The sequence below is a fragment of the Moorena sp. SIO4A5 genome (assembly GCF_010672005.1).
In the GTDB taxonomy this organism is placed as follows: Bacteria; Cyanobacteriota; Cyanobacteriia; order Cyanobacteriales; family Coleofasciculaceae; genus Moorena.
Genome location: NZ_JAAHHZ010000013.1, coordinates 23934 through 30379 on the forward strand (window position 1 = coordinate 23934; position 6446 = coordinate 30379).

Annotated in this window: 9 protein-coding genes; 6 read left to right on the plus strand and 3 right to left on the minus strand. The window is 40.9% G+C overall.

Annotated elements, in window-relative coordinates; translation table 11 throughout:
* Nucleotides 1–195: 195 nt before the first annotated feature.
* Nucleotides 196–456, minus strand: a complete 261-nt coding sequence (locus F6K57_RS07690) for a hypothetical protein (RefSeq protein WP_293024030.1) — start codon at nt 454–456, stop codon at nt 196–198.
* Between the two features lie 228 nt (nt 457–684).
* Here F6K57_RS07690 and F6K57_RS07695 point away from each other — a divergent pair, with 228 nt between their 5' ends.
* The 6 genes from F6K57_RS07695 (at nt 685) to F6K57_RS07715 (ending at nt 4629) form a co-directional block, all read left to right on the plus strand.
* Nucleotides 685–996: a hypothetical protein gene (locus F6K57_RS07695; RefSeq protein WP_293054638.1), complete on the plus strand. Its 312-nt coding sequence runs from the start codon at nt 685–687 to the stop codon at nt 994–996.
* Between the two features lie 19 nt (nt 997–1015).
* Nucleotides 1016–1171, plus strand: a complete 156-nt coding sequence (locus F6K57_RS41880; protein ID WP_364301790.1) for a hypothetical protein — start codon at nt 1016–1018, stop codon at nt 1169–1171.
* A 21-nt stretch (nt 1172–1192) separates the two neighbouring features.
* Entirely contained in the window at nt 1193–1588 is a 396-nt protein-coding gene (locus F6K57_RS07700) for a hypothetical protein (protein ID WP_293066276.1), read from the plus strand.
* Between the two features lie 118 nt (nt 1589–1706).
* Nucleotides 1707–2684 carry a glycosyltransferase family 10 gene (locus F6K57_RS07705; RefSeq protein WP_293066287.1) on the plus strand — a complete coding sequence of 326 codons (978 nt, stop codon included), beginning with the start codon at nt 1707–1709 and terminating at the stop codon, nt 2682–2684.
* A gap of 6 nt (nt 2685–2690) precedes the next feature.
* Nucleotides 2691–3698 (plus strand): Npun_R2821/Npun_R2822 family protein, encoded by a 1008-nt coding sequence (locus F6K57_RS07710; RefSeq protein WP_293066279.1) that lies wholly within the window; start codon nt 2691–2693, stop codon nt 3696–3698.
* Nucleotides 3699–3708: 10 nt separating this feature from the next.
* Nucleotides 3709–4629, plus strand: coding sequence for an Npun_R2821/Npun_R2822 family protein (locus F6K57_RS07715; RefSeq protein ID WP_293024039.1), 921 nt, complete (start codon nt 3709–3711; stop codon nt 4627–4629).
* 55 nt (nt 4630–4684) lie between these two features.
* Here F6K57_RS07715 and F6K57_RS07720 read toward each other — a convergent pair whose 3' ends face one another.
* Both F6K57_RS07720 and F6K57_RS07725 read right to left on the minus strand, forming a co-directional pair.
* Nucleotides 4685–4834 (minus strand): hypothetical protein, encoded by a 150-nt coding sequence (locus F6K57_RS07720; protein WP_293021361.1) that lies wholly within the window; start codon nt 4832–4834, stop codon nt 4685–4687.
* Nucleotides 4835–5834: 1000 nt separating this feature from the next.
* The coding region (locus tag F6K57_RS07725; RefSeq protein WP_293066283.1) for a YbjN domain-containing protein at nt 5835–6446 on the minus strand (612 nt) is incomplete at its 5' end.

A 6446-nucleotide genomic window follows, 5' to 3' on the forward strand; every position in this document is an offset into this window, starting at 1 on the left:
TACTTGAGGTGCTTTTGAATCAAAGAGGTAAGCATTCGTTTAATCTCAGTTAAGTCAAAGCGCTTGTGGCCTGTGCCACAAAGCACCTCAAGTAGCGTGGCCAAGGGCTTTTCACCAGACTTTCAATTCTCATGAATCTCTCAATAATTAAATTACAGCGGTTTGCAAGTCCCTTAGGTACAAAATTTTCGGTTTTTAGGGAGCAGGGAGCAGGGAGCAGGGAGCAGGTAAGAGGAAAGAGGAAAGAGGAAAGAGGGAAAAGAATCCTGTGTACCTGATAGTTATGCAAACCGCCGTATACGCAAAGAGGTTTATGTTAAACTTTTGGCGTAGCGTGAGCCATTCGCGTAGCTTGGCCAACGGCCAAGGCTCACGGCTGAGCACTGATGGCTGAGCACTGATGGCTGACAGAGGAGTACCCACCAGCTCCTGATAAGTGGGTATAAATAAACCCACTTACTGATCTCAATTTCGGTTATGCTTACTAAAAATACTTATAGATCTCGAGAGCTCGAGATCGGGGGATGATATGATGAGGATATCAGCTAAAGAAGAGGAAAGAATAAGACATGACCACATGACCATGTCAGCCTCCTTCACCTGATCGTTTCATGTCTAATCTAAGGACTTTATTAAAAACATTCTAAGATAAGTTTATCAAGGATCAGTTAACTAGATAGACTCATGACAATGCCCAACTTTTTAATCATAGGTGCAGCTAAGGCTGGAACTACTTCAATTTATCGATATCTAAAGCAGCATCCGCAAATCTACATGAGTCCTGCCAAGGAACCTAGGTTTTTTGCTTTTGAAGGTGAAAATTTAGATTTCCGTGGGTTAGGAGATGAAAAAGAAGCTGATTTCATTGTCACTAATCTTGACGCCTATCGTAACCTATTTAAAAAAGTAAATAATCAAGTAGCTATTGGGGAAGCATCTACAAGTTATCTCTACATTGCGAAATCTGTTGAACGCATAAAGTACTACATTACCTAAGGCAAAACTGATCGCCATTATTCGAGATCCAGCAGAAAGAGCCTATTCCAACTATTTACATTTAATCAAGCAAGAGCGCGAACCACTGGATTTTGCTGAAGCTCTTGCCCAAGAAGAGGAGCTGATAAAAAATAACTGGTGGTCTTTCTGGTACTATAAACAACGGGGACTTTAGTATGTCCAACTAAAGCGTTATTTGGATGCGTTTGACAAAAGCCAGATAAAGGTTTATATATACGAAGATTTGACTAATAATCCTCTAGGTATGCTGAAAGATATGTTTGTTTTTTTGGAGATAGACGATACCTTTACCCCAGATATATCTGAAAAAGTTAGGCAAGCTCCTCGCCTTCCCAAGAACAAAGCGTTGGAATCATTTTTGAACCAACCGCACCCAGTTAAATCAATTCTAAGTCCATTGCTTCCTACTGGCCTAAGGGATAAACTAGTTAACAAGATTAGATATTTAAATCGTGGGAAACCTAAGTTAGCACCAGCAGTGCGGAAGCAATTGATTGAATTCTATCGCGAGGATATCCTCCAGCTTCAAGATTTGATTGGTCGGGATCTTTCCCAATGGCTAAAGTGTTGAAAATTAAGTGAAGCAGTAAGTTGACAATTAAGTTAAGTAAGTTAAGCTTAAACTAAGCTGATCAAATTATTATAAACTTCAAATTGATGAGTTAGGGAATTAAGCTATGTCCAAAACTATGGACAAAAAAGTTATCGGTATGATAAGTAGCTATAAGGCACTGAAACCCAGTCCTGTTGATTGGCTATGGAAGCAAACCCCTCGTCCTTTGGGGGTTTGGAAAAATATTCAAATGATAGCTACTGCACCTCAACCGGATTTTTTACTGCTATACAACTTTAACGAATTTTCTGACATCAAACCAGTTAAACCCAAATTTGGCAATTTTTTTGGGCTAGCTCACAAGCCCCCTGAGCCTAAGGTCACAGATCTCAAGACTCTCTGGCGGGGAGTGCCGAAAGAACGGATTATTTCTTTGGTGCGGGAACCTCCCTTCCCAGAACGGGAAGAGATCCGAATTAATGAATATAAGCAAGCTCAGGAATACTGTGGCTATGTATGTGGTCCTGATGATTTTGCGCCAATTCCTGACTATATGCCTGCTATTTCATACCACAACAATTCGTTTCGTGAATTGCATGAAATGGGACCACCTGAAAAAGCTCGTTCCTGTTGTTGGATTACTTCCGGTATTGCTCGCACGGCTAATCATCGTCAGCGTTTGGCGTTTTTGAGGCTGTTGAAGGACAGTAATCTAGAATTTGACGTGTATGGACGGGATTTGCCAGACTGGGTAAACGGATATGGAAAAGTAGGGAATAAGTGGAATGCGATGGCTCCTTATTACTACAACCTGGCGATTGAAAACTATGCTGGTAATGATTGGTATGTGAGTGAAAAGTTGTGGGATGCTTTATTAGCCTGGTGCTTACCCATCTACTATGGTGGTTCTGCTGCTGATAAATTATTGCCTCCAGGAAGCTTCTTGAGACTGCCAAGTGAGGATGAAAAGGGCTTAGCGTACATTCAGGAGGTGACGGCTACACCGGATGCGTGGCATGAGGCTCTAGATGCGATCGCAGAAGCACGTCAAATTATTTTACATGAGTTGAATTTACTCAACTTCTTGTCTAAGGTAGTGGAAAAACTGGGGTAAGTCTAGATGAGCACAGGAATTTATACATTGGCTAATGATGTGGTTTACAACCAACTGGTAGCACTGCTCAATAGCATAGAGGTTAATGCTGGGAAAGAGACTCCAGTTTGTGTAATTGCCTACAATGATCAGTTAGACAAGGTCCGTCAAGAAATTGCCACCCGAGATAATGTAACGTTGCTGGATAATCCAGAACTATTTGCCCGTTGGGAAGAGTTTTCCTACCATGTCTGGAAAACTCACCCTGATGCCTTGCAAGAATGGCAGGAAAAAGGCATTAAGACGAAATTCTATCGGGTTGGTGAAAATCATCGTTACTGTGCCTTTGATCCAGAGAGTCCATTTGAAAAATTTATCTATCTCGATGCTGACACTCTGGTGATGAATTCCTTATATTTCGTCTTTAAGCAGTTAGATGAGAGTGATTTTGTGGTTTATGACTTTCAGTATAAAGACCCAGCACATATTTTTAACGTAGCCTCACCGAAGTTACTGGAAGTATTCGATGAATCCCAGATTAATTCAGAAATTTTCTGTTCGGGATTTTATGGGGCTAAGCGGGGATTATTTCCTGAAGAGCAGCGAGAATGGTTAGTTTCTCAGTTAGCTAATGGGGAAGCAGAAGTTCTGTATAAGCGAGCGCCTAACCAATCTGTACTCAACTACATGAGGATGAGGTCTGGGTTATCGATCCATAATTTGGCTCTGAGTTTGCCTAAAGATCAAAGAACAGGCAATTCCGTAACATCTCCTCACTTTGAAGTTCTGGATAATCTACTTTATGATCATGGGAATAGGCTGACTTATCTTCATTACATTGGAATCAAGTCAAAAGTTTTCAATAAACTGTGTGCTGGGGAGAATATCGACTTTCCATACCGGGATATTTTCTTACATTATCGATATTATCATCAACCAGAGAAACGTCCTCGGTTTACTACTAAAGCTAAACCTTACAACCAGCCTCCTAGTTTAACCACTAAAGTATTCAAGAAGTTAGGATTCAGTCGTTGAGGCAAATTTTATGAATCGTGGAATTTACATCACTGCTAATGACCGGGTGATTGAGCAGTCTATTGCGTTACTAAATAGTATCCGCTGCTACGATACCGATACCCCAATTGTTTTGATTCCCTATGATGACAATTATCAAAACGTCGCCCAAATTCTTCAAGAGTCTTATGGGGTAGAGATTTATCCAGATTTGGCGTTTATCGAACGCCTGTCTACTAAGCTACACGAAATTTTCGGGGAGGGATTTTTTGCTAGACCGAATCAGTTCCGGAAACAGGCTTGCTGGTTTGGAACCTTTGATGAATTTATTTATATCGATACCGATATCGTTGTTTTTGAGAAGATAGCGGATACTCTTGACTACCTGGCTGACTATGATTTTATTTGCTGTGATTACCAGCATGTCGGGGGAATTGCCAATGTTTTCACCCCCAAAGTTATTGAAGATAAGATTTTTAGTGAAGCGGAACTGAAGGATATCTTTAATGGGGGGTTTTGGGGAGCCAATAAAAATAAGATTAGTGAAGAAACTTTATATGAAACCTTTGCTGAGTGTGCGGCTAATCCCGAGTATTTTGACTTTTCCCAGAAAACCTCCGATCAGCCGATTATCAACTATATGATATTGAAGCAGATGCACCACCGATTTAATATTGTGCGTAGACCAGGGGGAGCTCCAGGAAATTGGGCAGGTAGTAAACAATTTCAAACCCAAGGAGTACGACTTATTGATCCAAATTTGAATCAACCCCTACAATATCTACACTGGGCTGGTATTCGTATTCAGCCTGGTTGTCCTTACTGGGATATCTGGAAACATTACCGCTATTTGAATGAACCTATGCCAGAGGATGAGTCTTTGCAGACTAAAACTCAGAAGAGCTTATGGGAACAAATTACCAACAAATTACACAAATCACTGAAAAAATAAAGCGGATTTAGTCCTAAAAAGGTGACAAAAAGGGTTAATGGAATAGTGTTAGATGTCAGTTTGATTTTAATTGACTCACAACTTCCTCTGTAAAGTCCGATGCTGGAGAAGCAGAAGATGTTGAGTCGGTGCTGATTAAACCGAAATCTGACGATAAATAAAGTACTAAGGTGAAGGTTATAGCTAAGATAAGTTTTTCGAACATTTTACACTCCTCTAGTCGCAACGTCATCTAGTAGTAACGTTATTAAGTAGTTACCCCTATCTTCAGTATCCTGATTTTTTTTGGGATCGTAGGTGATCCTGTGGTAATAGGGGTTGTGACAATTGTCATAACCTTAGGTGACGTAAATCATCGACAAAAAGTTTCTTTTGTGCGAATAAAAATAGCTAGAGAGTGGGTTGACTCAGAGATGGGGTGATGGGGTGATCAGGTGATGGGGTGATGGGGTGACGTTAATTGAACAGATTTTGTGACGCATTCCCCCACCTGGCCTACGGCCACGCTGCGCGAACGTTCAGGTGCGGGTCAAGGAACGACAAATTGTGTTATAATTAATTTAGCTTGAGCGGTACGGCAAAGGACAGAACAAGATTCTGAGCAACCTAGAGGCACGACCTCTCAACGCCAGGGAAAACAAACCTATAAATCCTGTGTAGTCGGTTTATATACGTCAGACTCTAGGTAATTGTTAAGCAGCCATACTCGTTCGTAAGCTTGTTTACTACCTCCCGTTGATTAGTTAATTAGCTGACGGCACCTCAAGTAGCGTTAGCTAAAAGCTCACGGCTGATAGCTGAATGCTTACACTTACGTTAATACAATATCTCTATCAAAAACTTTATGGCTCCGTTATTGTCCCTCAAGCTGTGGCGAATGAATTAGCTGCTGGATAATATAGCAATTCTACGACTGAGGTACACAATTTCTAAATTTTAGGGAACAGGGAACAGGGAACAGGGAACAGGGAACAGGGAATAGGGAATAGGGAATAGGGAATAGGGAATAGGGATGCGCTGCATTAAGAGGTGCGACCCGTGGCGAATTTAATTCTTAATGGTAAGAGCGCACCTAACAGGGAATCAACGTCAAAGAAGACTGTACCTCATGAGTCCTAGAAACGCTATATTTACTCTTGATTACTCCACAAGAATGGCTGTTTTGAAACTTGCTGGTGAATTATCTGGGTAAGTCTATTCCTGTCTTAACCCTCAATCCGCAAAATCGCTTCTTTCACTTCCACCTCTGATTCAATAACTGCTATAATTACCGGTAAATATTCATCCATTGTCATCACGTTAGCATAAACTATTGGTTTAATTAAAGCCAAACTAAGATTGTCATCTTGTACATCAATGCTGGTTTTGTAACGAATTTCTCCATCCTCTAAATCGAATTCAAAGTTACCCATAATCATGCCATAGTTGGCGCGGGTGATGAATTCTGTGATGGCTAGGTGCTTGTTTTCTGGAGCCTTAACGGGGCACATTGAATAAAATACAAATTGTCTTTGTTCTTCTCTGGCTTGGGCGTAGCAAGTCCATTGTCCGTTTTCACCCCGGAATAAAAGACGCAAGGCTGATGTTTCTGGTATCTTGACAAATTGCCATTGGTCTGATTCAAAAAAGTTAACTATTGCGGTAAAGATTGATTGGTTTGTGGTGGTATCTTCTTCTGTGTCGGAGAAAGTTTCATCAACTAATTCGTTGAAAACGCTGGTAATTCCTTCAAGAAATTCAGAGGTAGCGTTTTGGGTAGCTTCAGCTAAATTGGCTTGGGTCCATTCTTGGAAAAAGTTAACAATTCCTTCTGACAG

Excerpts from the sequence above, each read along its gene's own strand:
- F6K57_RS07695 (WP_293054638.1), top strand. The coding sequence starts at position 685 with ATGACAATGCCCAACTTTTTAATCATAGGTGCAGCTAAGGCTGGAACT.
- F6K57_RS07705 (WP_293066287.1), top strand. The coding sequence starts at position 1,707 with ATGGACAAAAAAGTTATCGGTATGATAAGTAGCTATAAGGCACTGAAA.
- F6K57_RS07710 (WP_293066279.1), top strand. The coding sequence starts at position 2,691 with ATGAGCACAGGAATTTATACATTGGCTAATGATGTGGTTTACAACCAA.
- F6K57_RS07715 (WP_293024039.1), top strand. The coding sequence starts at position 3,709 with ATGAATCGTGGAATTTACATCACTGCTAATGACCGGGTGATTGAGCAG.
- F6K57_RS07720 (WP_293021361.1), bottom strand. The coding sequence starts at position 4,834 with ATGTTCGAAAAACTTATCTTAGCTATAACCTTCACCTTAGTACTTTAT.